Here is a 24,858-nt window from a genome sequence, read left to right as displayed (position 1 = left end):
GAGCGGAAGGGGGCCCCGATGAGCGACACGGCAGTTTCCCCGCCGTCCTACCAGTGCGGGGGCTGCGGTGCGCGGGTGGAGTACGCGCCGGGCACGGCGGTGCTGCAGTGCCCGTACTGCGGGCACCGGCAGGAGATCGCCGGCGCCGGCCGTGCGGTACGCGAGCACGCGTACACCGAGCTGGCGACGCTGCCGCACAAGCCGGCGGCCAGCGTCGGCGCGTACACCTTCGTGTGCCCGGGCTGCGGTGCCCGGACCGAGAGCAACGCGCTCGCCCAGCGTTGCCAGTTCTGCGCCACCCCGCTGGTGGCCGACGCCACGGCGGGCGAGCTGATCGCCCCGGAGGCGGTGCTGCCGTTCGCCGTGGACCAGGCGGGCGTACGCACCGCCCTGGGCCGGTGGTGCCGCAGCCGCTGGTTCGCGCCGAACAGCCTGAAGAAGGTCAGTGTGGCGGAGACGCTCAAGGGCACCTATCTGCCGCACTGGACGTTTGACGCGCGGACCGTCTCGGACTACCAGGGCCAGCGCGGCGAGTACTACTACACCACCGAGACGTACACCGTGACGGTGGACGGCAAGCAGGAGACGCGCACCCGGGAGGTACGGCACACGCGGTGGTATTCGGCGAGCGGCACCGTCCGCCGGAAGTTCGATGATGTGCTGGTGCCCGCCACGACGACCCTGCCGCAGAAGCAGCTGGACCGCCTGGCCCCGTGGCCGCTGACCGAGGCGGTCGCCTACCACGGGGACTACCTGGCCGGCTACCACGCGCTGCGGTACGACACCGATCCCGAGGTGGGGCTGGTGGAGGCGAAGAACCGGATGGCGCCGGTCATCGAGCAGGACTGCAAGCAGGACATTGGCGGTGACGAGCAGCGGGTCACGTCCGTGAACACCACCTACTCGGCCGTGATGTACAAGCTGATGCTGCTGCCGGTGTGGATCGCGGCATACCTGCACGCCGGCCGTTCGTACCAGATTCTGATCAACGCCCGGACGGGCGAGATCACCGGCGAACGCCCGTACAGCGCCGCCAAGATCACCGCTGCGGTGTTGGCCGCGCTGGCGGTGGTCGCGGTGCTCCTGTGGGCGTACGTGCGGAGCCATTGAACCGCAGACGGAAGTCCCACGGGCGGGGTGCGGCGGGCGACAGCCCCGCACCCCGCCCGTACCATGTCCGCCCGGTCAAGCCAACTGGAGCCAGAGGTCGACCGGGCCCGCCGGACGTTGGCCAGCTGCAGATGAGGCGCGCGGCGGACACGCTCTTCTTCGCACCACCGGGAATCAGCTCCAGCAGCCATGCGGGTGCCGACCAGCGCGACGGAGTGGGCGTCGGTGGCGTCGGTCTTGCGGCCCTGCCCGGGCTACTTCGTAGGTCAATGAAACAAGTGGCGGAATTGAGTTCGGTCAGTGCGTTTGGGGCGCCCAGACCGGCTGCTGGGGCTCGTCGTTGTGCACGATGATGTCGACGTGATCGGTCGGGCGGACCGTAGCGAAGTAGAACTGTTGGGAGGGGATGTAACGCTCGCGCCAGCGCCGTTCGACTTCGGCCCGAGATGACAACCGGCGCTCTCGGATCACTGCACGATCCACGGTCTTTTCGAGCGCGGTCGACACGAAGATGCGCAGGTCCCATCGATCAATCAGTTCCGGGCGCATGAGGAAGACGCCGTCGAAGACCAGCACGGCGTCGACGGGGGCAGTCGTGACCGGTGGGGACAGCGCGGTATCCGCCGTGCGGTCGTAGACCGTCTGTTGGAAGCGTCGATCTCCGCCCGGGCCGAGCGGATCGAGCAGGACCCGGTTCAGCGCCTCGTAGTCGTGGGTGTCGAAGTAGCAGCCCTCGGCCGAGTACTCGCCGCGCGGGTAGCGCTGTGCCCGGGGGAAGAGGAAATCGTCGATTGTCGCGCGGATGACGTCGCGGCCCTGTGTACGCAAGACGACGGCCAGCTCGTCGGCGAGCGTGGTCTTGCCGGCGGCGGGCGGCCCGTCGATGGCAACCCGCGTCGGGTGTGTGACTGTGACGGCCCCGACTGCCTCAGCCAGTCGGCCGAGCATCTCGTCGCGGGTGCCTTGGTCCATGTCCTGCCCCGTCCTACCCGCTCGGCCGACAACCGCGGGAAACCCGTCTGCCGAGTGGCAGTCAGCACCTGTGGCGTCGCTCGATACCGCCGCTGGGCAACTGGTCGTCCATCCGTCGAACATATCCGGGATCGACATCCGACTCATCGTCGGCATCCTCATCTAGCCGCGATCCGCGCGGTTAGCAGTTCAGTGGTTGGTGCCAGGCTGGGCCATTTCGGGAGCCCGCTCACCATGAGCGGGCTCCCCGGAGCCTGGCCCGACTCGAACGGTGCTGCCACCCCTGGATTCGGTGACGCGCGGTACCGGCGCCGCGCGTGGGGCAGGCCGGCCTCCAAACCTAGTGCACCCGGACCCAACGCAGGGTGTCCGCACATGCCGCCGTCCCGTGCGTGGTGACCGATCAAGAGCGGTCACCACGCCTGCATTCTGTCAGCGGCCGTCGCAGCCCGAAGCCAAGGTCACGTGCACGGATTTGCCGCCGTCCGTGCGCTACGGCCCGCGCTGCCGCGTACGCGCGGAGGGTGGTGCCCCGGCCCAGGCCCGCCTTGCTCGGCGCGGAGGTGGCTGGCTGCTGCTGCACGGCTCGGCGCTCAAGGGCGACACCGCCGGCCGGGTGGCGATCGTGCTCGAACCGGCCCGACAGACCCACTTGGCCGACGTGCTGGTCCGGGCCTACACCCTGACCGCTCGGGAGCGGCAGGTCACCGAGGGCAGGGGCCGATGACGCACGGCCTGCTCGCGTTGCCCGTCCGGCTCCGGCCGCTCGACTCCTTCGGAGCCGAGTTCAAGACTCGACGCTGACCTCGTCGCCGACGCGGAAGTCGCCCGTGGTCAGGGGGACCAGTTGGACGCCGAACCAGGTTTGCCCATGCTCCTTGCGATGGCGGGCGAGGGTGCGGATCGGCTCCTTGCCGCTGGTGAAGGTGTCCGGGTCGATCAGGGTCAGCTGGCAGCGGCCACAGCGGTCGGCGAAACGGAAGCGCACCTCGCCGATGCGGAGGGTGGCCCAGCGGTCTTCGGCGAAGGGTTCGAACGGCCCGTCGATGACCACGTTGGGTCGGAACCGCGCCATCGGCAGGGGCTGGGGTGCCTGCTCGCCGCGCTCGGCGGCGCCCTCGCTCATCCACTCGTCGAGTCGGCGGAGGGAGGGCAGGGTGGTGGCGTGCAGGGGGCCGGTGTCGGACAGGTTCAGCGGGTCGCCGGACCGGCCGCCGTGCTCGGTCGCGACCGGTCGGCGTCGGGGGTCGTCGAGCCACGCCAGCCGTAGCGGGCGCTGGAGTTGGGTGGACAGCCATTCGTGGGCCTCGTCGTCGGCGAGCCGCAGGGTGTCCAGCCGGGAGAGGGGAGCGGCGACCGGCTGCCCGTCCGTCGGTTCGGGGACGGTGAGGGTGGCGCCGTCCAGCCCCGTGAGGGTGATCGAACCAGGGGTTGGCGCCGCGGTGACGCCGAGCAGTCGGTGTTCGTCGCGCGCGGTGAGGCAGCCGCCGTCCGGATTGAGGACGAGCCAGCGCCGGTCGTGGCGCAGCCCCCAGGGCTCGACCGTGGCTTGCCCGACTTCAATGCCACCGCAGGACTTGACGGGGTAGAGGTGCACGGCGGCGAGGCGCATGACTTTGACCATAGTCCAAATGCCAGGGTTGATACCGGATCAGGTACGTTCATCATCTGATGTGGATCTGGGCGCATTTCGCGCCGGAGCTTTGGAGGATAGCGTGCGCACACTGGCGCGATGACTGTCAACCTCGGTTTCTCGCGATAGCTGTCGCGGTGGCGACGTTCGGGTCACCGGCCCGCGCCGCGACGGACCCGTACACTGCGACATCAGCCTGCAGCAACGACTTCGGTGGCTCGTGGTCCCAGGTGTCTGTCAACGGTCAGGTACGAAGTGGCTCTGGCGCGGCCGTGGTGATCGCTGTTCGTTGATGTCGGTCGGAGAGGATGATCCGGTGGCGTAGGAGGTCGGGGTTCGCGCGGCCATACATCTGCCTTTTATAATAAGCATTTTGATCCGGTTTACGTTGCCTTCGACTCGGCCGGAGCTCCAGGCGGTGGTAAGAGCGACCGGCAATAGGTGTCACTTGAGTCGGCGGGTGGTATCAGCGGTCGTCCCCGCATGCGCGGGGGTCACCCGTACATGACCTGTCCCTCGTACTGGACGCAGGCGTCGTCCCCGCACGCGCGGGGGTCACCCCGCCGGCGCTTGCGGGTGCCGGAGAAAGCTGGGCGTCGTAGCCCACGTGTGCAGGGGGCACCCGCTGAACCCCGGTCTCCGACGGGCACCGGTCGATCGTCGCTTCCGACGGCATCAAGGTGGGCGACGTCTACCTCATGTACAACAGCGCGACCGGGAACAACTGCGCCGTCACCCTCAAGGCGGTGGCCGTCGGATCGACGACCGGGGTCGCCGCCAGCCTGCCGGGTGGAGGGCAGCTCCAGCTCTTGGGCCACCGACTCCGGTGAATGGGCTGCGCGGGCGGGTGTGGGCGCGAGAGCCCCGCACCCGCCCGTGTCGTGTCCGCCAGGTCAGGCCGCGGCGAGCGCGCGGTGCAGCCGACGGGCCTCGGTGACCAGCCGGCTCGACCCGCCGCGTGCCGCGACGTCGGCCAGGCCGGGCACCTCGATCCGGACGCCCGTGGCGGACGCCGTTTCGCTGGCCAGGGTCAGCAGGTCGGGCAGGCCGCGCAGGGGGCCCGGCGCGGCGAGCAGCGCCGGCAGTGCGGCGGCCAGCAGCCGCCACACGGTCAACGGCGCCCCGGCCTGGGCGACGTCACGCAACGGTTCGCACACCCGGGTCGGCTCACCGCCCCCACGGCGACCAGCTCCCCGAGCCGCCGGCCCGCACCGGTCGGGTCGAGCTGCCCCGCCCCGGCCAGCGTGAGCAGGGCGTCCAGGGCGGCGATGCGATCCGCCCCGTGCCGGGCCCCGAGCCCGTACGCCACCGCCAGATCCAGAGCCACCCCGCCCGAGCCGGCACACTCGGCCAACAGCGGCAGCACGGCGGTGCCGCCCTGCTGGTCCATGTCCGCGCTCGCGGCCACCACCGGCAGGGCGTACGCGGCGACAACACTGCGGTGCCCGGGCAGCGCCGACGGCCACAGCTTGACCCAGCCGCCGTACTCGACGCCGATCGGCGCCGGGTCGGCGGTGAGCAGCCCGAGCGGGTCCTCGTACCCGTCGGTTGGGCGCAGCTCGACCAGCAGCCGCCGTTCCGCGAGCTGCTCGAACTCCCAGTCGTAGCGTGACTTGCGGGGCCGGCGGGTGACCGTGGTGGCCCGCGTCACCGGCTGCGGCAGCCCGCCGTCGCGCAGCCATTCGGCGAGCCGCTCCCCGGCCGGCGTGCCCAGCGCGGCGGCCTTGTCGGCGACCGTGTCGTCGGTGTCGGCGGGCAGCCGCAGCAGGGCCTGGGCGAAGTCCCACGACCAAGGGGCCCGGTCGTCGCCCAACGCGGCCAGCCGCTCCAGCAGCGCCAACGGGTCGAGCAGGCCGTTGGCCGACGTCGGAGTGGCGAGCAGCCCCGGCCGCCCGGGATCGCCGACCTGCGCGCCGATCTCGGCGAGCCGGGCCCGCAGCAGCCGGTGCACCGGCGGCACCCGTGGGTCGGTGGCGACCAGGGCCGGGCCGCGGTCGTTGCGGCGGACGGCGGCGAGCAGGGACTGCCACCGGCTGCGCCGCCGGGGCTGGTGGTCGGCGCCGGCCGTCCTGAGCACGTCCACCACCACCTCGCAGAGGCACAGCGGATCCCAGCGGTGCTCGTTGCCCCACGACCAGTGCCGGCGTTCGATCACCGGCGTCAGGGCGGCGTGCACCCGGACGGCGTCGATCGCGGTGAGCCGGACCAGCCCGTCGAGTACGCGGTCCAGCGGCGTGCCCTGCGACGGCGTACCCAGCAGGGCGGCGATTTCCTCCGCCAGCTCGTCCATGTCGGCGATCGGGGGCGGCGCGGGCGCGGGCGGCGCGGGCGTCGGCAGGTCGTCGCCGCGCGGCCTGGCCACCGTCGGGCCGGGGTTGACCGCGACCGGGTCGAGGCCGTGCCGGGCGGCCAGAGCGCCGGCCCGATCCCGCAGCTCGACGGCGGGGTGCGCGGCCGCGAGGGCGATCACCTCGGCGATCTCCGCGGCCCGGTCCCGGTGCTGCCGGGCCAGTCGGTCGAGCCAGGTGAGCTGCGCCTTCGCCAGCGCCTTGTCCGGGCGGTGCAGCACGTCCCGGGAGGCGTCGAGGATCGACTCCAGGGCCAGGTCGGGCAGCTCCCGTAGCGCCTTCTGGGCCATGGTGGCGACCGGGGCCGGCGCGTCGGTGAGCAGGCGCAGGTAGTCGGTGGTACGCGCGGCGACCTCGGTGGTGGTGGGCCGCAGCAGGTCGAGCAGGACGGTGAAGGCGCGCAGCGCGGCGGGCCGGTCGCCGCGCAGCAGCCGCCCGATCGACCTGTCGATCAGCCACGCCCGATCGAGCGTGCCCTCGGCAGCCAGCTGCGCCAGCGCGGCCGGCAGGGCGTGCCGCCGCCGGTCCTCCCAGGTGGTGACGACCTCGTCGAACATCATGGTCGTGCCGAGACCGTCCACCTCGAACAGCCGGGGCAGCATGGCCGCCCGGAACGGGTCCGCCCGCAGCCGGTCGACCAGCGGCACGGGACGCCCGGTGCGGCCTTCCGGGAACGCCACCTCGGTCAGCCACAGCTGCACGACAGCGTCGTTGGTCGGCGGCTCCGCGCCAACGTCGCGCAGCAGCGCGGCGACGAAACGCCACCGCTGGACCCAGGCCTGCCGGCCGAGTTTGGCGCCCAGCCGGTGGCCCAGGTCGCCGAGCCAGGTGACGCCACGCTCGGCGGCGGCGCCGGACACCAGCGCCGCCGCCCGCTCGCCGTCCGGGTCAACCGAGCTGCGGCCGAGGATCGCCGCGGCCTGGGCGGCGGTGGGCAGGCAGCCGACCACGGCGACCGCCAGGGCGGTGCTCGCGCCCCTCGACCACCAGGTCGAGGAGTCCTGCCGCCGGAACCAGTCGGTCAACGCGACGCCGATCTCCCGGCGGCGCGGCTCGGGCAGCCCCGCCAGCGCCGCCGCGACCAGGTCGGCGGAGCCCGCCTTCACCAGCTCGAACAGGTCGCCGGTGCCACCCGCCGCCAGCTCCCGCCGCCGGCGCACCGTGCTCTTGACAAACAGTTCCTGCTCCGCGCGCCTCACGCCGACACCTCGATCTTCACGGTCACGCCGGCAGACGGTAGGCCAACCCACCGACAACGACGGCCCGGCCGCCGGCGCCGCCCGGCCTCCGTTGCGGCCAGAGGCATATCGGTCTCAGGGAAGGTGCCGCCTCGCCCGCGACACGCCGATGCCGCGTGCCAAAGTCCGAAGTCAGGCGACGGTTGTCTGGTGCGGCAGCGCGGTCCGGGTGGTGTCGTAGCCGGCGGCCTGGAGGTTGAACAGCTCGGCGTATCTGCTGTGGGCGGCCATGAGCTCGTCGTGGGTGCCGGCCTCGACCAGGCTGCCGTGGTGCAGGACGTAGATCCGGTCGGCGTGGCGGACGTTGGCGAGCCGGTGGGTGATGAGGATGGTGGTGGCGCGGCCCTGCCGGTCGCGGATGGCCTGGAAGAGCGCATCCTCGGCGCGCGGGTCGAGGGCGGAGGACGGCTCGTCCATGACGAGTAGTTCGGCGTCGCGGAGGAAACCGCGGGCGGCGGTGATGCGCTGCCACTGGCCGCCGGAGAGGTCCTGGCCGTTGGCGAAGGTGCGGTCGAGCAGCGTCTCGTACCCGTGCGGCAGTTCGGTGATCATGTCGTGCGCGACGGCGCGGGCGGCGGCGGCCTCGATGCGGTTCTGGCAGGGCTCGGCGGCGATGTCGCCGAGGGCGATGTTCGTCGCGGCGGTGAAGGGCCACTTGTGGTATTCCTGCGTGACGACCGCGATGCGGGCGCGCAGTGCGTCGACGTCCCAGTCGGACAGGGCCCGGCCGTTCCAGCGGATGGTTCCTTCGGTGGGGGTCCGCAGCGCGGCGATCATCGCGGCGAGGGTCGACTTGCCGGAGCCGTTCTCGCCGACGAACGCCACGGTCTGGCCCGCTCGGATGGTCAGGGTCACCTGGTTGACGGCGGGGGAGTCCCGGTCGGGGTAGCGGAGGCTGACGTCGTCGATGGCTATCTCACGCAGCCGGTCGGGCGCCGCGGCCGGCGAGCAGGTGTCCTCGGCGGGAAGGTAGGCGACGGCGCGGGCCATGAACCCGGTGTAGTCGCGGAAGTGCTGACCCTCGGTGTAGGCGCGGTCGATCTGGAAGGTGACGACGGCCAGGGACCGTTGGGCGGACTGCACCGCGACGACGCAGGTCGCGGCGGCGGCGAGCGGTATCTGCCCGTTGACCAGCAGCAGCCCGAGCAGCACGTAGACCACGGCGGTGGCCACCCCCGCGATCATCGAGCCCACGGTGGTGGTCGTGGTGACCCGGCGGGCCAGCGCGAGCTGGATGCCGGTCTCCACGCCCATCACCCGGTCGTACTGGTCCAGCAGGAACCGGCGCAGCCCGTACGTGCGCAGCTCGGGAGCGGAGTCCCGCTCGGCCATCAGCCGGTGCAGCAGCCACAACCGGCGCCGGCGCACCGAGCCGGCCGCGTACGTCTGGTAGCGCAGATGCCCGGCCCGCAGCGACGCCCAGGCGTTCGGCACCGTGGCCACCAGCAGCGCCACCAGCAGCAGGGGATGGATCACCACCACGGCGACCGCCACGGCGAGCAGCCCGGCCAACCCGGCGAGGAGGTTCATCGACGACTGCACCAGCGCTGTGGTGGAGTCCGCGCCTCGGGAGGCGCGTTCCATGTCGTCGGCGAACGCGTCGGCGTCGAACGCCTCCAGCCGCACGGCGGTGGTCACCTCGAACAGCGCGCGCTCCACCTCCCGGTCCACCTTCGGGCTCAGGCCGTTCTGGGCGTATCCCATCGCGGTGGCCATGCCCGCCCGCACGGCCGTCACCGAGGCCAGCACCGCCAGGGCCGGCAGCGCCGCGACCACCTTGTCCGCGGTCGGGCCCCCCGCGAACAACTCGACCAGCACCCGCTGCGTGGCCAGCAGCCCGAACGCCGCCATCACTCCCGCCCCGACCGTGGTCGCCGCGACCACGAACGTGCGGACGCGGTCGGCGCGCCAGCTGACCCCGAGAGCGGCCCGGACCAGCCGAGGCAACTCGGCGAACACCGCGAACAGGCCGGCCTCCGCCCGTGCCCGCACCCCCGTCTCCCACCACATCGCCCGCAGCTCCGGCAACACCGAGTCGGCGCGCGGTCGACTCGACGGCTCGGCTGGGGCTTCTTTCCCGGTCGTGGTCGCGGTCTCTGCCATGGGCCTACCTCCCAGGGTCGCGGGCTCTCTGTTCGGTCGGGGCGGCCGGCGACCGGTGACCGGCACGCCTGCGTCGCACGTAGTATCTGCTCCGGCACCGACAGTTGTTGTTGTGTGCGTGGGGAACCGCGAGGGTCGCCGCGAGCGCGGGCAGCGTGACGAGGTGGTGACCGGGTGTTCGCCCCGCGCGCCTTTGGCGGGTGTCCACAAACTTCGCCCTCCTCCGGTGGTGGGTCCGACATTTCCATACCCGCCGGTAGCAACGATCGTTGTGACGAGGACCCCTGCCTCGAGGGGTCCTCGTTGTGTTGTGCACAAACCTTTGGGAGGGTTACTCGGTGTTCAGCCGCATCGCCATCGTCAACCGGGGAGAGGCCGCCATGCGGCTGATCCACGCCGTTCGCGAGCTCAACGCCGAGACCGACGCCCCGCCGATCGAGACCGTCGCGCTCTACACCGAAGCCGAGCGCACCGCCACCTTCGTTCGCGAGGCGGACGACAGCTACTGCCTCGGGCCTGCGTCGGCGCGCCCGTACCTGGACCACCGGATCCTTGAGCGTGCCCTGGTCGAGACCCGCGCGGACGCGGTCTGGGTGGGCTGGGGCTTCGTCGCCGAGGATCCGGCCTTCGCCGAGCTCTGCGAGAAGGTCGGTGTCACCTTCATCGGCCCGAGCGCCGAGGCGATGCGCACCCTCGGTGACAAGATCGGCGCGAAGCTGATCGCCGAGGAGGTCGGCGTTCCGGTGGCGCCGTGGAGCCGCGGCGCGGTGGAGAGCCTGGACGCGGCCAAGCGCGCCGCGGCCGAGATCGGTTATCCGCTGATGCTCAAGGCGACCGCCGGCGGTGGTGGCCGGGGCATCCGGGTCGTCCGCAGCGACGAGGAGCTCACCGAGGCCTACGAGCGCACGAGCCTGGAGGCCCAGCGGGCGTTCGGCAGCGGCGTGGTGTTCCTGGAGCGTCTGGTCACCGGCGCCCGGCACGTCGAGGTGCAGGTGATCGCCGACGGCCAGGGCACCGCGTGGGCGTTGGGCGTCCGGGACTGCTCGGTGCAGCGGCGCAACCAGAAGGTCATCGAGGAGTCCGCCTCTCCCGTGCTCGCCCCCGAGCAGACCCGTGAGCTGAAGGCGGCGGCCGAGCGGCTCGCGTTGGCCGTGAACTACTGCGGCGCGGGCACCGTGGAGTTCCTCTACCACCCCGGCGAGCAGCTGTTCGCCTTCCTCGAGGTCAACACCCGACTTCAGGTCGAGCACCCGATCACCGAGGCCACCACCGACTTCGACCTGGTCAAGGCCCAGCTCCACGTGGCCGCCGGCGGTCGGCTCGGCGAGCGGATCCCGACCGAGGCCGGACACGCCGTCGAGGCCCGGCTCAACGCCGAGGACCCCGACCGCGACTTCGCACCGTCGCCCGGCCGGATCGCCCGGTTGGCGCTGCCCGCAGGCCCCGGCATCCGGGTGGACACCGGGGTCAGCGAAGGCGACGTGATCCCGGCCGACTTCGACTCGATGATCGCCAAGATCATCGCCTATGGCCGCACTCGCGACGAGGCGCTCGGCCGGCTGCGACGCGCGGTCGCCGAGACCACGGTGATCATCGAGGGTGGCGCCACCAACAAGAGCTTCCTGCTCGACCTGCTCGACCAGCCCGAGGTGATCGACGCCAGCGCGGACACCGGCTGGATCGACCGGGTCCGCGCGCAGGGCCGCCTGGTGTCCACCAAACACTCCGGCATCGCGCTGGCCGCCGCCGCCATCGAGGCGTACGAGGCCGAAGCGCTCGTAGAGCGGCAGCGGCTGCTGTCCACCGCACACGGCGGCCGCCCGCAGGTCCAGCACGAAAGCGGCCGGCCGATCGACCTCAAGCTCCGCGGCGCGAGCTACCGGGTGACCGTCGCGCAGACCGGGTCGCGCCGGTTCCGCGTCGGCATCGGAGACGCGTCGACCGTCGACGTCGAGCTTGAGCGATTCGACGAGCACACGGGCCGGATCCTGGTCAACGGCCGGCGTTTCCGGCTCGTCACCGACACGCACGGGCCGATCCACCTGGTCGAGGTAGACGGCACCACGCACCGGGTCAGCCGCGACGAGGGCGGCGTGCTGCGTTCCCCCGCGCCCGCGTTGGTCGTCGCGACGCCGCTCGAAGTGGGGGACGAGGTCGAGGCGGGCGCGCCCGTACTCGTCTTGGAAAGCATGAAGATGGAGACCGTGCTGCGCGCGCCGTTCAAGGCGAAGCTGCGGGAATGCCAGGTCTCCGTCGGCAGCCAGGTAGAGACCGGCGCGCCGCTGCTGCGCCTGGAGCCGATCGGCGACCAGGCCGCGGGCGAGGCCGCGGAAGCCGAGGCCGTCGACCTGGAGCTGCCGCCCGAGCCGGCCGGCCTGTCCGCCGAGGCCCGGGTGGCGCGCGGCATCGCCGACCTGCGCAGCCTGCTGCTCGGCTACGACCTCGACCCCCGCGACGAGCGTCGGGCGCTGTCCACCTACCTGGCCGCGCGGGCCGAGCTCAGCCACCGACCGCTCGAGGAAGAGGTCGAGCTGCTCCAGGTCTTCGCCGACCTGTCCGAACTCAGCCGCAACCGGCCGGTCGGCGAGGAGACGAAGGCCCACAGCCGGGTGCACAGCCCGCGCGAATACCTCCACGCCTACCTGCAGTGCCTGGACGTCGAGCGCGCCGCGCTGCCGGACACCTTCCGCAACCGGCTCGCCCGGGTGCTCGCCCACTACGGCGTCGACGACTTCGAGCGCACGCCCGCGCTGGAAGAGGCCGTCTTCCGGATCTTCCTCGCGCAGCGACGGACTTCGGCCGACGTCTCGGTGATCGTCACGCTGCTGCAGCAGTGGCTGACCGAGCCGCTTCCCGGCGACGAGCTGCGCGAGTTGGTCGGCCAGGCGCTGGAGCATCTGATCTTCGCCACCCAGCTCCGGTTCCCGGTGGTCGGCGACCTGGCCCGCAGCATCGTGTTCCGCTGGGCTGCCCAGCCGATGCTGCGCCGCAAGCGTGCCGAGGTGTACGCGAGTGTCCGCGGCCACCTGCGTCACCTCGACAAGAACCCCGACGCGACCGACCGCGCCGAGCGGATCGGCAAGATGGTCGCCTCCCCCGAGCCGCTGGTCCGGCTGCTCGGCCAGCGCATCGGCAAGCCGGGCGCCGACCACGGCCCGATGCTCGAAGTGCTCAGCCGCCGCTACTACGGCAACCGCGGCGCGAGCGACGCGCGTCCCGTCGAGGTGGCCGGGCAGTCGTTCTTCACGGCCGAGTACGACCGCGACGGCGAGCGCTTCCGGCTGATCGCGGTGGCCAGCGACTTCGGCGAGCTGCCCGCGACCCTGAACAAGATCGCCGGGCTGTCGACCGCGGACTCCGGCGACGGCTCTGGCTCGGCCCGTCCGACGCCGCGCCCGGAGCCGTCGGTCGCCGACGTGTACCTGACCTGGGCCGACCAGCCCGACGTGGACACGATGGCCGCCACCCTGCGGGAGGTCCTCGACCGCGCCGGGCTGCTGGACGTGCTCCAGCGGGTGACGATGTCGGTGGCCGGGCCCAACGGCACGCCGATGCACCACCAGTTCACGTTCCGGCCCGGCCTGGGGGAGGACCGCGTCATCCGCGGCCTGCACCCGCTGATCGCCGAGCGCCTGCAGCTGCCGAGGCTGCGGAACTTCGACCTGACCCGTCTGCCGTCCGCGGACGAAGAGGTCTACCTCTTCCACTGCGTCGCCCCGAACAACCCGGCAGACGAGCGGCTGACGGCGATGGCCCAGGTCCGCGACCTGACCCCGCTGCGCGACGCCGACGGCCGGATCCTCGCGCTGCCCGCGGTCGAAGGCGCGCTCGACGCGTGCCTCGACGCGATCCGCAAGGTCCAGGCGCAGCGACCGGCGAAGAAGCGGTTCGACACCAACCGGATCACCATCTACGTCTGGCCGCCGAACGAGCTGACCATCGAGGAGCTGAACGCGGTCGCCCAGCGCGTGCTGCCGATCACGGCCGGTGCGGGCCTGGAGGAGGTCCTGTTCCTCGGCCGGCAACGCGACAGGGCCACCGGCGAGCTGACCGACATCGCGGTCCAGATCTCCTACGACGCCGGCATGCGGGTGTCGATGACCGAGCCGCCGACCGAGCCGATCCAGCCGCTGGACGACTACCGGCAGAAGGTGCTCGCGGCGCGGCGGCGCGGCACGACGTACCCGTACGAGCTGACCGAGATGCTGGCCGGCCAGCGCGGCAGCTTCACCGAGTACGACCTGGACGACACCGGTGAGCTGGTCCCGGTCGAGCGGCCGAAGGGCCGGAACAGGGCGGGCATCGTCGCCGGTGTGGTGAGCACGCCGACCGAGCGGTACCCCGAGGGCGTCACTCGGGTGGCGCTGCTCGGCGACCCGACCAAGGCACTCGGCGCGCTGGCCGAGCCGGAATGCGCGCGCGTGATCGCCGCGCTCGACCTGGCCGAGCGGATGCGCGTACCGCTCGACTGGTTCGCGCTGTCGGCGGGCGCCCGGATCTCGATGAGCTCGGGCACCGAGAACATGGACTGGGTGGCCGCCGCGCTCAAGCGCATCGTGGAGTTCACCCAGGACGGCGGCGAGATCAACATCATCGTCGCCGGGATCACCGTGGGCGCCCAGCCGTACTGGAACGCTGAGGCCACGATGCTCATGCACACCAAGGGAATCCTGGTGATGACCCCGGATTCGGCGATGGTGCTGACCGGAAAGCAGTCGCTGGACTTCTCCGGCGGCGTGTCGGCCGAGGACAACTTCGGTATCGGCGGCTACGACCGGGTGATGGGGCCGAACGGCCAGGCTCAATACTGGGCGCCGGACCTGCGGGCCGCCCGTGATCTGCTGATGACCCACTACGACCACACCTACGTCGTGCCCGGTGAGACCCGGCCGCGCCGGGCGGTGACCGCCGACCCGGTCGACCGCGACATCTCCGACTACCCGCACGCGGTGCCGGACAGCGATTTCACGACCGTCGGCGAGATCTTCTCCCGGGAGCGCAACCCCGACCGCAAGAAGGCGTTCGACATCCGTACGGTGATGCGAGCCCTGGCCGACCAGGACCACGCGATTTTGGAACGCTGGGCGGGCATGGCCGACGCCGAGACCGCGGTCGTGCAGGACGTGCACCTCGGCGGTATCCCGGTGTGCCTGCTCGGCATCGAGTCCCGGTCGGTGCCACGGCGCGGATTCCCGCCCACCGACGGCCCGGACACGTACACCGCGGGCACCCTGTTCCCGCGCTCGTCCAAGAAGGCCGCGCGGGCGATCAACGCGGCCAGCGGGAACCGGCCGCTGGTCGTACTGGCGAACCTGTCCGGGTTCGACGGCTCGCCAGAGTCGATGCGGCAGCTCCAGCTGGAGTACGGCGCGGAGATCGGCCGGGCGATCGTGAACTTCGCAGGGCCGATCGTGTTCTGCGTGATCTCGCGCTATCACGGCGGCGCGTTCGTGGTGTTCTCCAAGGCGCTCAACCCGAACATGACCGTGCTCGCCGTGGAGGGCTCGTTCGCGTCCGTCCTCGGCGGGGCGCCCGCGGCGGCCGTGGTGTTCGCCGGCGACGTCAACGCGCGCACGGCGAAGGACCCGCGCGTGGCCGAACTGGAGGCGCGGGTCGCCGCAGCCACCGGCGGGGAGCGGGCGGCGCTGGTCACGCAGCTCATGGACGTCCGGGCCACGGTCCGGGCGGAGAAGCTGACCGAGGTGGCCGCCGAGTTCGACGGCGTGCACAGCATCCAGCGCGCGGTAGAGGTCGGCTCGGTGGACGCCATCATCCGACCCGAGGAGCTGCGTCCGCAGATCATCGCGGCCATCGAACGGGGCCTCGCGGCCAAGTAACGCGACGAGCCGCCTGCTCACCACGATGACCACCTTCCTTCGTACGGGGGTGGCGTGGTGGGCAGGCGGCCGTTCATCGCCGCGAACGCTGCGCCGGGGGATCGTCGTATCCGAACCCTAAGATCACCGGCCATGACGCGTACCACGCCACCCCGACCGGTTGAACTCACGAAGCTCTTCCCCGGGTTGAGCGGGTATTCGACAACAGCGACACGGCTGCATCCTCGTCCCGGTAGGCCGACGACCGCCGAAAGCTCAGTCGGCGGCCCGCTGCTCTGGCCGGTCAACGAGGCGTGGCCGGTGTGCACCGACGGCGATGCCCACTACATCTGCCAGCTCGAAACACCGGCGACCGTCCGCCGCAGCCGGGAGATCTACGCGGCGGCAGAAGCGCGGGCAGCCGCGACCGGCGGCCGTTACCAGCTGACCGCCGAGGAGCGGGCGCAGCTGCCGGACTCCGACTTCTCCGAGCCGCACGAGCTGGCGAACCAGCCGGCCCCGCTGGTGCCCGTGGCGCAGCTCTACCGCAACGACGTTCCCGACTTCGTCGGCCCGGACGGTGCCGACCTGTTGCAGGTGTTGTGGTGCCCGCTGGATCACCCGGAGGAGGGCTACAACCCGCGGGTTCGGCTGTATTGGCGGCGTAGCAGCGATGTCACCCAGCCCTTGGACGCGGCTCCCGAACCGCCGGTCGTCAGCGACTCCTACCTACCGACGCCCTGCGTGGTATATCCGGAGCAGATTCGCGAGTACCAGTACGGTGGACTGCTGCCCGAGGAACTCGATGCCCGGATCACCGCGTGGGAGGAGGATACCGGCCTTACCTATCAGCTGGACTTGTCGCTGGCACCAGGTTGGAAGGTGGGCGGCTTCGCGAACTGGTCGTTGACCGATCCGCAGCCGATGGACTGCGTCGAGTGCGGAACCGCGATGACGCTGTTGTTCACTGCCGACTCCAGCGAGTGGCACGGAACGGGCGACAGTTGGCGGCCGGTGGAGGATCAGCCGGAGACCTCGTCCAACCTCACCGACGTCTCGATCGGCCGGGGCTATGCCTTGTACGTCTTTCGCTGCCCGGCCTCCTTCGACCACCCGCCCGCTACCGCTATGCAGTGACGTCCGCTCTCGCCGAAGACTTCACAGTATGTCGAGGACGAGTGGTCTGGAGCTACCCACCGGCCGGGTCTCTGACTCGCTGTGCCAGCATGGCCTCGTGCGCAACGAGCAACGTCTACGAACACGGACGCATGAGTCACGGGCCTTCGCGGAGCGCGTACAGCTCGTCATGAACCTGACCTCGCGCCTCAACGTGCTGCCGTTTGGCGACCTCGACGCGCGCAGGACGGTGCTGACCGAGATCTTCGGTAAACCGATCCCTGACTCTCTGTCCATCCTGCCCCCGTTCTATTGCGACTATGGGCTTGGAGCATCGTTCGGAGAGCGCGTGTTCATCAATCAGGGATGTTTCTTCCTCGACTACGGAGGCATCACCATCGGTGACCGCGTCCTGATCGGTCCCCGAGTGACTCTGAGCACGGCCGGCCACCCGGTCGAGGTCGACGAGCGGTACGACTTCATCACGCACGCGCCCATCGTCATCGAGGATGATGTGTGGATCGGCGCCGCAGCCACGATCACCCCTGGAGTGACAATCGGTCGCGGCTCGGTCGTCGGCGCGGGCGCCGTTGTCGCGAAGGATGTGCCGCCGCTGAGTGTGGTGACGGCAACAAGCGCTGTCGAGCGAAAGCGTCTCAAGCCGACGTCTCCTGCAACCACTTGAGGCTTGCGGCTCACCCGCGCGCATCGACAGTTCCGAGCGCCTGCCGGCATGCCTGCACGGCGTGACGGTACAGCCCGGCGCGTTCGAGTACGCCTCGCGATCCGGCTCGGCGGCTGACGAGTACGCATGATCATCAAGATGCCGATTACAGTGAGTTCGGAGGCTTGGCCTTCTGCGGGTGAATCGTCTCGTGACGGGCCAGCATGGCGACGAACTCGCCGATCTTCCGCTCGCGGGTCTGCGCCCGTTTGACGGCATTGACGCGGTGGATGAGAGCGAACCGGTTGGTTTTGGTGAGTACGTCGAACATGGCCTGGGCGGCGGGGTCGGCAGCGATGGCGGCGAGGAGGTCGGCTGGCACCTCGGCTTCCGACGGCGGGGCGTAGGCGTCCGCCCAGCGCCCGTCGGCCTTCGCGGCTTCTACCGCGGCGCGGCCTGGGGGCAGCATTCGCCCCTGCGCTTCCAGCCGGTCCACGTGGGCGACGTTGCGTTGTGACCAGGAACTGCGGGGCCTGCGAGGGGTGAAGCGGATCCAGGAGGTTTCCTGATCCCGTTTGCGGGCCTGCCCGTCGATCCAGCCGAAACACAGGGCCTCGTCGACCGCCTGCTGCCAGTTCAGCGTCGTGACTGTGCCGCCCTTTTTGGTCAGGGCGAGCCAGACACCGGGCGACGTGGCGTGGTTGGCCGACAACCACGCGTGCAGCGCGTCGGCGTCCGCGACGATCAACTCATCCAGTTCGGCGCTCCCCATGACGGCAGGCTATCGCTGCGCGTTGTCGCAGCCTCTGCCTGTGGGCCAGGCCGACTCGCCGGGCTGCCGGCGCACCGGTCGCTCGGCCGATAGACGGGGGTAGGACCTCGACGCTCAGGACGGTCTCGACGTCGGGCCGGCATATCGGACTCCTCGCGCACGTGCCGGTAGCGGCCAGCGCCGTAGGCCTGGGTGGACGCCGGCTTCAAACAGGACGTCGCGGTCCACGGCGCCGTCCTGGGCATTCGACGTCGAGATCGTCAAACGCTCCGAGAGCGGCCAGGGGTTCGTGCCGGTCCGCAAGCGGTGGATCGTGGAGCAGGTCAACGGCACGCTAATGCTGCACCGCCGCCTCACCCGCGACCCCTTCCTGGCGACACCGGTGAACATCACCACGATCCTCGACCTGATCGCCGAACGCGAAACCACCGCAGGTCAGACCGCCGACCGGCTACGCCAGCAGATCACCACGCTCACCCACCGAACTCGCCCGCATCGACAGCGAACTGGCCGACCTCGCGACCTAACTTTCCGAATCGCCCCCTCAATGACCCTTCTCAAGATCGCGTCGGCGGTTGTCGCTTCTGCCGGTGCTCGTCGTCGGTGGCTCCGGCCCGGCCGACGGCCGGCGACACTGGTCCGGCATCGCCACCCTGGCCAGCGCCGACGTCGGCGCCCACGCCTGGCAGTGACGTCCAGCCATGCCTCGTCCGGGTCGCACCGCTGACCGGGTGCTGGCGCGGGTAGCCGCACGGCTTGCCCGTCCTGCCGACCGCTGGCAGAGCAGGATCCAGCCCACAGTCGCAGCTGAGCACCCCGAGCGCGGCCGGGCGACGTCAGCGACTTTCACACACGGGCACATCGATGTTATCGTTTTTCGATAACATCGATAAACGATAAGGGGGCATCGTGCAGTCCAAGTCACGGAACCCGCTGGAGCCGGTGGCCACCGTGGTCAGTTTCCTGCTCGCGGCGACCAGCGTCTTACTGGTCATCTCCGCGATCGCGACGGTGTTCGGCAGCGGCAGCGTCATGGGGATCGGCCATTCCTTCGTATACGTCGACGTGCCCGACATCGTCAGCAGCTCCGACCTTCGGACCGGGCAGTGGATCCTGCGGGTCGGAACCTCGGCCAACACCATCGGCTACCGGCTTGGCGTCGCACATCCAGATGTCGGGCAGCGAGTCTGGTACACACTCACCATGCTGCCGGGCAGCGCGTTGTTCATCGGCGCCCTCATACTGCTGAACCGGTTGATCCGCGGTGCGAAACGGGACGGCATCTACACGCCGGCCACGGCCAAGCGGCTGCGGACCCTGGGCTGGTTCCTGCTGGCCGGCGCTCTGACGAGGATGATCGTGGAAGCGGTAGCCGCCAACCGACTGCTGGCCACCATGGTCGCCAACCAGGTCGACTGGCTCCGGCCAAACACCTGGGACACCCCCTGGGCAGTGCTCCTGATCGCCGCCGGCCTGCTCTCCTTCGCCAGAGTCATGCGGATCGGCGCGGAAATGCGCGACGACCTTCAGGGGACGGTGTGACCACACCCGCCGACCGGGAACAACACGCCATCACCGTGCACCTGGATCGGCTGTTGGAGGCCCGGGACATGACCCTGACGGAACTGGCGGACCAGGTCGGAATCACCATCGCTAACCTGTCCATCCTCAAAAACGGCCGTGCCAAAGCCATCCGCTTCACCACACTAACGAAACTCTGCGAAGTACTGTCCTGCCAACCCGGCGACCTTCTCACCTTCGACCCGGACTGACCCGCTCTCCCCGCGAGCGTGCGGCTACCACCGGACGCAGAGCATAGATCGCTTCAAAGATCTTCGAACCACCCTCTGGGTGGTGGTACTCCCTGGAAGGGTAGCGGAACCAGCCGGCGGTGGACTCGTCGTCGGTGTGCTCGAGCGCGCCTGTGGGGGAGCGGCTTCGTCGAGTTCGTCGTACTCGTACCCGATGTACCTACTGACGTGTTCCAGGAACTGGACCACGTTGTCCTCCAACACCCGACCCTCGATTGACGGCACGGCTCAGATGCCGCCGCACGCCTCGAGCTCCGACGAGCATCGGAGACGGGAATCTGCCGTCGGCACATCGTGGCGACGCGCAGCGCCCGGATCGCAGTGATTGCGGATGTGCGGTAGGTCTGCCCCAGGCAGGTAGCGCCCCGCTGGCCGATGCGTCTTGGTCAGGCCCGGCAGATGATCTCGCCGTGTAGCACGGTGAACCAGGCGTCCGTGGCGTCAGCCCATTCCCGCCAGCCCTGAGAGATGCGGTGTAGGTCGTCTCCCGTGGCCAGACCGGAGGCCAATACCTGCTGGGCCAGGTCCGAATGCAGGATCCGGTCGGCCCACATCTGCCCCCACCACTGCCGATCGGTGGGGGCGGCGAAGCACCAGGTGCTCGCTGTTGCGGTGACGTCGGTGAACCCGGCCTTGCGGGCCCAGGACAGCAGGCGGCGTCCGGCGTCCGGCTCGCCGCCGTTGTTGCGGGCGGCCTGTCGGTAGAGGGTTAGCCAGTCGTTGAGCGCGGGCACGTGCGGAAACCAGGTGAACGCCGCGTAGTCGCTGTCACGGGCGGCGATGATGCCTCCGGGCCGGCACACTCGGCGCATTTCGGTCAGCGCCCGGACCGGATCGGCCACGTGCTGAAGGACCTGGTGGGCATGGACGACGTCGAAGGTGTCGTCGGGCAGATCGAGGGAGTGGACGTCGGCGACGACGAAGTCGATGTTCTCCTGCCGGCGTGCGCTGGCCTCCGCCCGAGCCAGTTGCAGCGCCGGTTCGGTGATCTCCGCGGCGGTGACTCGTCCCGCAGCCACCCGGGTGGCCAGGTCGACGGTGATGGTGCCTGGTCCGCAGCCGACATCGAGCAGGGACATGCCCGGCCGGAGATGGGGTAACAGGTAAGCCGCCGAGTTCTCGGCGGTGCGCCATCGATGCGAGCGCAGAACCGTCTCGTGATGCCCGTGGGTGTATACGTGTGGTGCGGCGGCCATCTCGTCTCCAGCCTTCTGATGTCCGGGCGACAAACCTAACCCGTATCTCAGATTGTGGAGGGGCGATCCCATCATATGGGTCGGGTCTTTGCTGCGACGAACCCTCACACACCGGCCAATCGCCCCAGACCCTTTGGCGACATAGGCGGACCCAGGAACATCCGCACGTCGGCAAGACCGCACGCCGAGCGCGAGCAGGCCCGTCACGTAACGTCACGCTCGCTTCGCGGCAGATCCGGGCGTTGCGAGGCTCAGCCGATGCGTTCGGCCAGCGAGACGATGATCCCTTCCGGCCCCCGGACGTAGGCCATCCGCCAAGCACCCTCGTGCTCGCCGATGCCGCCGACCAGTCCGTAGCCCTCGCTCGCTGCCCAATCAACAGTGGCCTGCAAGTCGTCGACCTCGAAAGAGACGTTGCGCAATCCCAGCTCGTTGGCCATGGCAGCCGGCGAGCCCGGCACGGAGTCGGGCCGCACGAATCTCGCGAGTTCCAGGCGGGCGCCTTCGTCGGGCGACTTCAGCATGACGATCTCGGTGCGGGAGTCGGGAATGCCGCAGACCGTCTCCAAGAACTCGCCCTCGACGAACGCCCTGCCCTCGACCTCCAAGCCGAGCGCCACGAAGAAGGCGGTCACGACATCGAGGTCTGCAACCGTGATGCCGACGTGGTCGAAGCGGCGTACATGTGACATGGGCCGTGCTCCCGTCGTATCGATCATGTATCTGCAACGGTAGGCGTTCGCAGTACCTAGACCAACCGACACGAGGAGGCCGGTCGTCACCGTGTGACCGTCCGCAACTCGCCACGTCCGCATGCTGGCGACGCCGCCGCCGTCACCTTCCATGCTTCGCTCGCCACGGACATGCTCTGGCTTGGGGATGCCCCGGGCGGATGAAACGGCTGGAGAGAGTACGGCTTAGACTAGATCGCGCCAGAACTCGACGCTCGCCTTCGGTTCCCACGGGGTTTCGCCTGGGCCCGTGCGGCCGAACTCCCGGTCGATGTAGTCGGCCAGATCCAAACCGTAGTAGATGATGTCGGTCTGCCACATCGAAAGCACCGGGTGGCCGAAGGCCCTCGGCTCACCAGGGAGATACCGGTGCCCATACACCGGCACCATCTTCGGAACCTCCGCCAGCATGCACGTCGCTGTCGCCAATGCCGAGGCGGTGCCGCTTGGACGAGAACCCCAGCCGTCGTACCAGAAGCCGTTCTTCTCGACGTCGAACAGCACTCCTTCGCTGGGCCAGTCCAGCAGACTGCGGAGCTTGTCGCGGTCCCCGTTACGCCAGTCGGGCCACGGCTCCGGGTGTGTGTAGATCACGCCCGGCTCGCGTGGCTCGGGCCGGGTGTTCACCGGCAGTCCTGCGGACAGAAAGGCCCGGTGGTCGGCGGCAAACCGGAACCCGAATTCTTGCTCGATCCGGGCGAGTTCCGAGTCGGTGAGTCCGGGGTCGATCGCACAGACGGATCTGAGGCGCAGTCGCCGCATCGCTTCCTGACCGAGACGGCGGCCATTCTCACCCTGTTGATCAAGCCCTGCCATCACGACGCGAGACTCTACCTCGTCACCGTGTCACGGATCGGCGCCTTCGTCATCGCACCGACGCACTCACGTCGGCACGGCCGAGCGTTCAACCCACCGCACCTCGTCACGGAGCGTGGCGCCCGCCGGCGGCGTGTGCGTGCGCGTGACTCGTGCGTCTGTGGGGGTGCATCCGGCGGTGGGTGCCGCTATCAGGGCGATTGGTTTCCGATCGCTGGGGGCGGCGGTTAGCCGCGCCCCACGGCGTTAACCCGTGCCCGGTCGCCGTCGAAGTCCGGGTTGAGGCGGTCGGCCAGACAGGACCGGTGCGCGGCGAACGACGCACATCCCGGTCCCTCACTGCTGCGCACATCGACGGTGACGCCGTCGCCGCCAGGGCTGAGGATCGTGAGCTGCCCGCAGCATCCGCACGGCCAGCTGAACTCACGCAGGTCCGCGGCACGCATCGTGAGGCGTATCGAGACGGGCGGGTGGTACCGCCTGATCTCCTGGACGACCGCGTCGACCTGCTCGCCGACTGGCGGGTACTCCTCGGGCAGTGCCCGAAGTGCGCCCGACGGGCTGTCGATGACGCCGGCGTCAACCGACGCGCCCACCGTTTCGTGTCCGAGGACCTCGGCCATGACCCCCCAAGGCTCATGGCTCATGACCGTCGCCCGGACGGCGGTGCCCACCACCAGGTCACAACCAACGCTGTCGAAACGCTGCACCGGCTGATCGTCGCGCACCGCCTCGTCAGCGGCACAGCCGGGCATCCCTACTCCAGTCGGGGGCAGCCAAAGACGGCCCAGGTACGACTTGCAGCACGTCCGCTCGCTCGGCGGCAGAGCGGATGCCCGGGAGCCGTGCGCTGGAATACTCGTGACGAACCGGACCGCCTATTCTGACGCTAGTGAACGTCCGACAGCGCAAGAAGCTCACCGCCCGCCTGATGGCGTCGCTACTGCGTGACGATCTTCCGGCCGTGCTTATGCTGTTGCGTGCGGGGGCAGACCCGAATGCGGCAGACCGTGACGGCAGCACGCCGCTCTACCTGGCTGCGGTGCAGAACGAGTGTGTGGTGGTGCGGATCCTCTTGGATGCCGGCGCGGACCCGAACGTCGAGAGCGGGCGCGGCGAGGAGGGGACACCCTTGACGGGAGCCGCAGCGTGGGGGCACGACGACGTTGTCCGTGAACTCCTCGCACAGGGCGCTGATCCGAACCTCCGCGAAGACCACGGCAGCGGACTGTCGCCCCTCGAATGGGCCGTCCGAAGTGGCCACTCCGAGACGGAAGCGCTTCTCAAAGCCGCAGGCGCGACACCACCATAGGCGGCAGGTGCGCGCGCGGGGTGTGAGCGCTGGTCGATATTTATGCCGGGTATTCTGCTGGTCAGAGCGACTGGCGGCACGGGGATGGTTGGACCATCGGGGAGCTTGTCACGGGAGTCGACCGCCTGGGCTGCCGTTCGGAGGTACGCATGCCCCAGATCGCTCGACTCCTGCCCGGCGCACCGGTGGCCGAGGCCGTGCTCTTCGACATCGCCCGGCGGGTCGTCGCCCTGCAGGGACGAGGCGTCACGCCCAGCCTCGCCACGATCCTGGTCGGCGACGACGACGCGAGCGCCGGGTACATCCGGATCAAGCAGCGGCAGGCGGCGGAGTTGGGCTTCGACTCGCCACACCGGCACCTGCCCGCGGACGCCACCCAGGACGATCTGCTCGACGTGATTGCCGGCTTCAATGTCGACAAGGACGTACACGGTGTCCTGCTCCAATATCCGATCCCTGACCACCTGAACTACGACGCCGCGCTGCAGACGCTGGACCCCGACAAGGACGTCGACGGTATGCATCCGCTCAACATGGGGCGGCTGGCTCTGGGCATGCCAGGCCCTCTACCGTGCACTCCCGCTGGTATCGAAGCGTTGCTGGACCACCATAGGATCCCCGTCGCCGGCCGTGAGGTGGTGATCCTCGGACGCGGCGCGACGATCGGGCGGCCGCTGGCGATCCTGCTGACCCAGAAACGCCCCACCGCGAACGCTGCGGTCACCGTGATCCACACCGGTGTCCCGGACTGGCCGCGCTACACCCGTCGGGCCGACATCCTCATCGCCGCAGCCGGCGTTCCCGGCATCATCCAGCCGGAGCATGTCCGCCCAGGCGCGGTGGTGATCGGCGCCGGTGTCCGGTACGCCGGCCGCCGCCTCCTACCCGACGTCGACGAAGCCTGCGCCGAGGTGGCCTCCGCGATCACCCCCCGCGTCGGCGGCGTCGGCCCCACAACGGTCGCCATGCTGTTCCGCAACGCCGTGGCCGCCGCCGAACGCGCAACCACCTAACGCGCGCAGCCGGCTCGCGCACGTCCGGGAGACGCATCCAATCATCGACGTATCTGGACGCCCGACCAGCGGCATGAGAGTGTGCCGTCCGCAGCCGGCACCGGTCTGGTTCGGTATCAACGGGGTGAGTTCCGGCATCCTGATGGCGTGGCAGATCCGGAGCGGTTTCTGAGGTTCGAGCACCAGCATCGCGGTGGGCTGCACTCT

At 70.1% G+C, this 24,858-nt stretch carries 20 protein-coding genes, 1 pseudogene and 1 riboswitch; of the genes and pseudogenes, 11 read left to right on the top strand and 10 right to left on the bottom strand.

Annotated elements, in window-relative coordinates:
• Window positions 1–18 precede the first annotated feature (18 nt).
• Window positions 19–1,110 carry a hypothetical protein gene (locus AB0C02_RS26760; RefSeq protein ID WP_357551703.1) on the top strand — a complete coding sequence of 364 codons (1,092 nt, stop codon included), beginning with the start codon at window positions 19–21 and terminating at the stop codon, window positions 1,108–1,110.
• Window positions 1,111–1,407: 297 nt separating this feature from the next.
• Here AB0C02_RS26760 and AB0C02_RS26755 read toward each other — a convergent pair whose 3' ends face one another.
• A complete protein-coding gene (locus AB0C02_RS26755; RefSeq protein ID WP_357551702.1) occupies window positions 1,408–2,082 on the bottom strand; it encodes a uridylate kinase in 675 nt (224 codons plus the stop codon).
• A gap of 475 nt (window positions 2,083–2,557) precedes the next feature.
• On the opposite strand from AB0C02_RS26755, the gene AB0C02_RS26750 reads away from it, so the two are divergent.
• Window positions 2,558–2,809 carry a hypothetical protein gene (locus AB0C02_RS26750; protein ID WP_357551701.1) on the top strand — a complete coding sequence of 84 codons (252 nt, stop codon included), beginning with the start codon at window positions 2,558–2,560 and terminating at the stop codon, window positions 2,807–2,809.
• A 60-nt stretch (window positions 2,810–2,869) separates the two neighbouring features.
• Here the strand turns inward: AB0C02_RS26750 and AB0C02_RS26745 are convergent, their stop codons facing one another.
• On the bottom strand, window positions 2,870–3,694 hold the full coding sequence (locus AB0C02_RS26745) for an MOSC N-terminal beta barrel domain-containing protein (protein ID WP_357551700.1): 825 nt from the start codon (window positions 3,692–3,694) through the stop codon (window positions 2,870–2,872).
• A 701-nt stretch (window positions 3,695–4,395) separates the two neighbouring features.
• Here AB0C02_RS26745 and AB0C02_RS26740 point away from each other — a divergent pair.
• Window positions 4,396–4,545, top strand: a complete 150-nt coding sequence (locus AB0C02_RS26740; RefSeq protein WP_357551699.1) for a hypothetical protein — start codon at window positions 4,396–4,398, stop codon at window positions 4,543–4,545.
• Window positions 4,546–4,608: 63 nt separating this feature from the next.
• On the opposite strand, the gene AB0C02_RS26735 is transcribed toward AB0C02_RS26740, so the two are convergent.
• The 3 genes from AB0C02_RS26735 to AB0C02_RS26725 all read right to left on the bottom strand — a co-directional run bounded on the left by AB0C02_RS26735 (window position 4,609) and on the right by AB0C02_RS26725 (window position 9,404).
• The gene (locus AB0C02_RS26735) at window positions 4,609–4,860 is read right to left on the bottom strand and encodes a hypothetical protein (protein ID WP_357551698.1); all 252 of its coding nucleotides are present in this window, start codon (window positions 4,858–4,860) and stop codon (window positions 4,609–4,611) included.
• Complete coding sequence (locus AB0C02_RS26730; protein ID WP_357551697.1) at window positions 4,827–7,262, bottom strand: DUF6493 family protein; 2,436 nt, start codon at window positions 7,260–7,262, stop codon at window positions 4,827–4,829. Before AB0C02_RS26730 ends, AB0C02_RS26735 begins: the two co-directional genes overlap by 34 nt.
• A gap of 171 nt (window positions 7,263–7,433) precedes the next feature.
• The gene (locus tag AB0C02_RS26725) at window positions 7,434–9,404 is read right to left on the bottom strand and encodes an ABC transporter ATP-binding protein (protein WP_357551696.1); all 1,971 of its coding nucleotides are present in this window, start codon (window positions 9,402–9,404) and stop codon (window positions 7,434–7,436) included.
• Between the two features lie 338 nt (window positions 9,405–9,742).
• Between AB0C02_RS26725 and AB0C02_RS26720 the strand changes: the two genes are divergently transcribed.
• From AB0C02_RS26720 to AB0C02_RS26710, 3 genes are all read left to right on the top strand, one after another.
• The gene (locus AB0C02_RS26720) at window positions 9,743–15,241 is read left to right on the top strand and encodes a carboxyl transferase domain-containing protein (protein WP_357551695.1); all 5,499 of its coding nucleotides are present in this window, start codon (window positions 9,743–9,745) and stop codon (window positions 15,239–15,241) included.
• Window positions 15,242–15,541: 300 nt separating this feature from the next.
• A complete protein-coding gene (locus AB0C02_RS26715; RefSeq protein WP_357551694.1) occupies window positions 15,542–16,357 on the top strand; it encodes a hypothetical protein in 816 nt (271 codons plus the stop codon).
• A 97-nt stretch (window positions 16,358–16,454) separates the two neighbouring features.
• Window positions 16,455–17,021, top strand: coding sequence for a sugar O-acetyltransferase (locus tag AB0C02_RS26710; RefSeq protein WP_357551693.1), 567 nt, complete (start codon window positions 16,455–16,457; stop codon window positions 17,019–17,021).
• Window positions 17,022–17,166: 145 nt separating this feature from the next.
• Here the strand turns inward: AB0C02_RS26710 and AB0C02_RS26705 are convergent, their stop codons facing one another.
• Entirely contained in the window at window positions 17,167–17,772 is a 606-nt protein-coding gene (locus tag AB0C02_RS26705; RefSeq protein ID WP_357551692.1) for a YdeI/OmpD-associated family protein, read from the bottom strand.
• 250 nt (window positions 17,773–18,022) lie between these two features.
• Between AB0C02_RS26705 and AB0C02_RS26700 the strand changes: the two are divergent.
• From AB0C02_RS26700 to AB0C02_RS26690, 3 genes and pseudogenes are all read left to right on the top strand, one after another.
• A pseudogene (locus tag AB0C02_RS26700) lies at window positions 18,023–18,136 on the top strand (IS5/IS1182 family transposase); the annotation flags it as partial.
• A 545-nt stretch (window positions 18,137–18,681) separates the two neighbouring features.
• Window positions 18,682–19,314: a DUF2975 domain-containing protein gene (locus AB0C02_RS26695; protein ID WP_357551691.1), complete on the top strand. Its 633-nt coding sequence runs from the start codon at window positions 18,682–18,684 to the stop codon at window positions 19,312–19,314.
• Between the two features lie 50 nt (window positions 19,315–19,364).
• Window positions 19,365–19,544: a helix-turn-helix transcriptional regulator gene (locus tag AB0C02_RS26690; protein ID WP_357551732.1), complete on the top strand. Its 180-nt coding sequence runs from the start codon at window positions 19,365–19,367 to the stop codon at window positions 19,542–19,544.
• Between the two features lie 425 nt (window positions 19,545–19,969).
• Here AB0C02_RS26690 and AB0C02_RS26685 read toward each other — a convergent pair whose 3' ends face one another.
• The 4 genes from AB0C02_RS26685 to AB0C02_RS26670 form a co-directional block, all read right to left on the bottom strand.
• On the bottom strand, window positions 19,970–20,779 hold the full coding sequence (locus AB0C02_RS26685) for a methyltransferase domain-containing protein (RefSeq protein ID WP_357551690.1): 810 nt from the start codon (window positions 20,777–20,779) through the stop codon (window positions 19,970–19,972).
• Between the two features lie 251 nt (window positions 20,780–21,030).
• Window positions 21,031–21,498, bottom strand: a complete 468-nt coding sequence (locus AB0C02_RS26680; RefSeq protein WP_357551689.1) for a VOC family protein — start codon at window positions 21,496–21,498, stop codon at window positions 21,031–21,033.
• Between the two features lie 198 nt (window positions 21,499–21,696).
• Window positions 21,697–22,326, bottom strand: coding sequence for a hypothetical protein (locus tag AB0C02_RS26675; protein ID WP_357551731.1), 630 nt, complete (start codon window positions 22,324–22,326; stop codon window positions 21,697–21,699).
• Window positions 22,327–22,553: 227 nt separating this feature from the next.
• Window positions 22,554–23,081, bottom strand: a complete 528-nt coding sequence (locus AB0C02_RS26670) for a hypothetical protein (RefSeq protein WP_357551688.1) — start codon at window positions 23,079–23,081, stop codon at window positions 22,554–22,556.
• 137 nt (window positions 23,082–23,218) lie between these two features.
• On the opposite strand from AB0C02_RS26670, the gene AB0C02_RS26665 reads away from it, so the two are divergent.
• Complete coding sequence (locus AB0C02_RS26665) at window positions 23,219–23,638, top strand: ankyrin repeat domain-containing protein (RefSeq protein ID WP_357551687.1); 420 nt, start codon at window positions 23,219–23,221, stop codon at window positions 23,636–23,638.
• A gap of 56 nt (window positions 23,639–23,694) precedes the next feature.
• Window positions 23,695–23,776, top strand: a riboswitch (ZMP/ZTP riboswitch).
• A gap of 11 nt (window positions 23,777–23,787) precedes the next feature.
• Window positions 23,788–24,651, top strand: a complete 864-nt coding sequence (locus tag AB0C02_RS26660; RefSeq protein ID WP_357551686.1) for a tetrahydrofolate dehydrogenase/cyclohydrolase catalytic domain-containing protein — start codon at window positions 23,788–23,790, stop codon at window positions 24,649–24,651.
• Window positions 24,652–24,858 lie beyond the last annotated feature (207 nt).

Source organism: Micromonospora sp. NPDC048999 (assembly GCF_040649295.1).
Taxonomy (GTDB): Bacteria; Actinomycetota; Actinomycetes; order Mycobacteriales; family Micromonosporaceae; genus Micromonospora.
The sequence above is the reverse complement of the archived record's forward strand: the minus strand, read 5'-3'. Positions and strand labels throughout refer to the sequence as shown.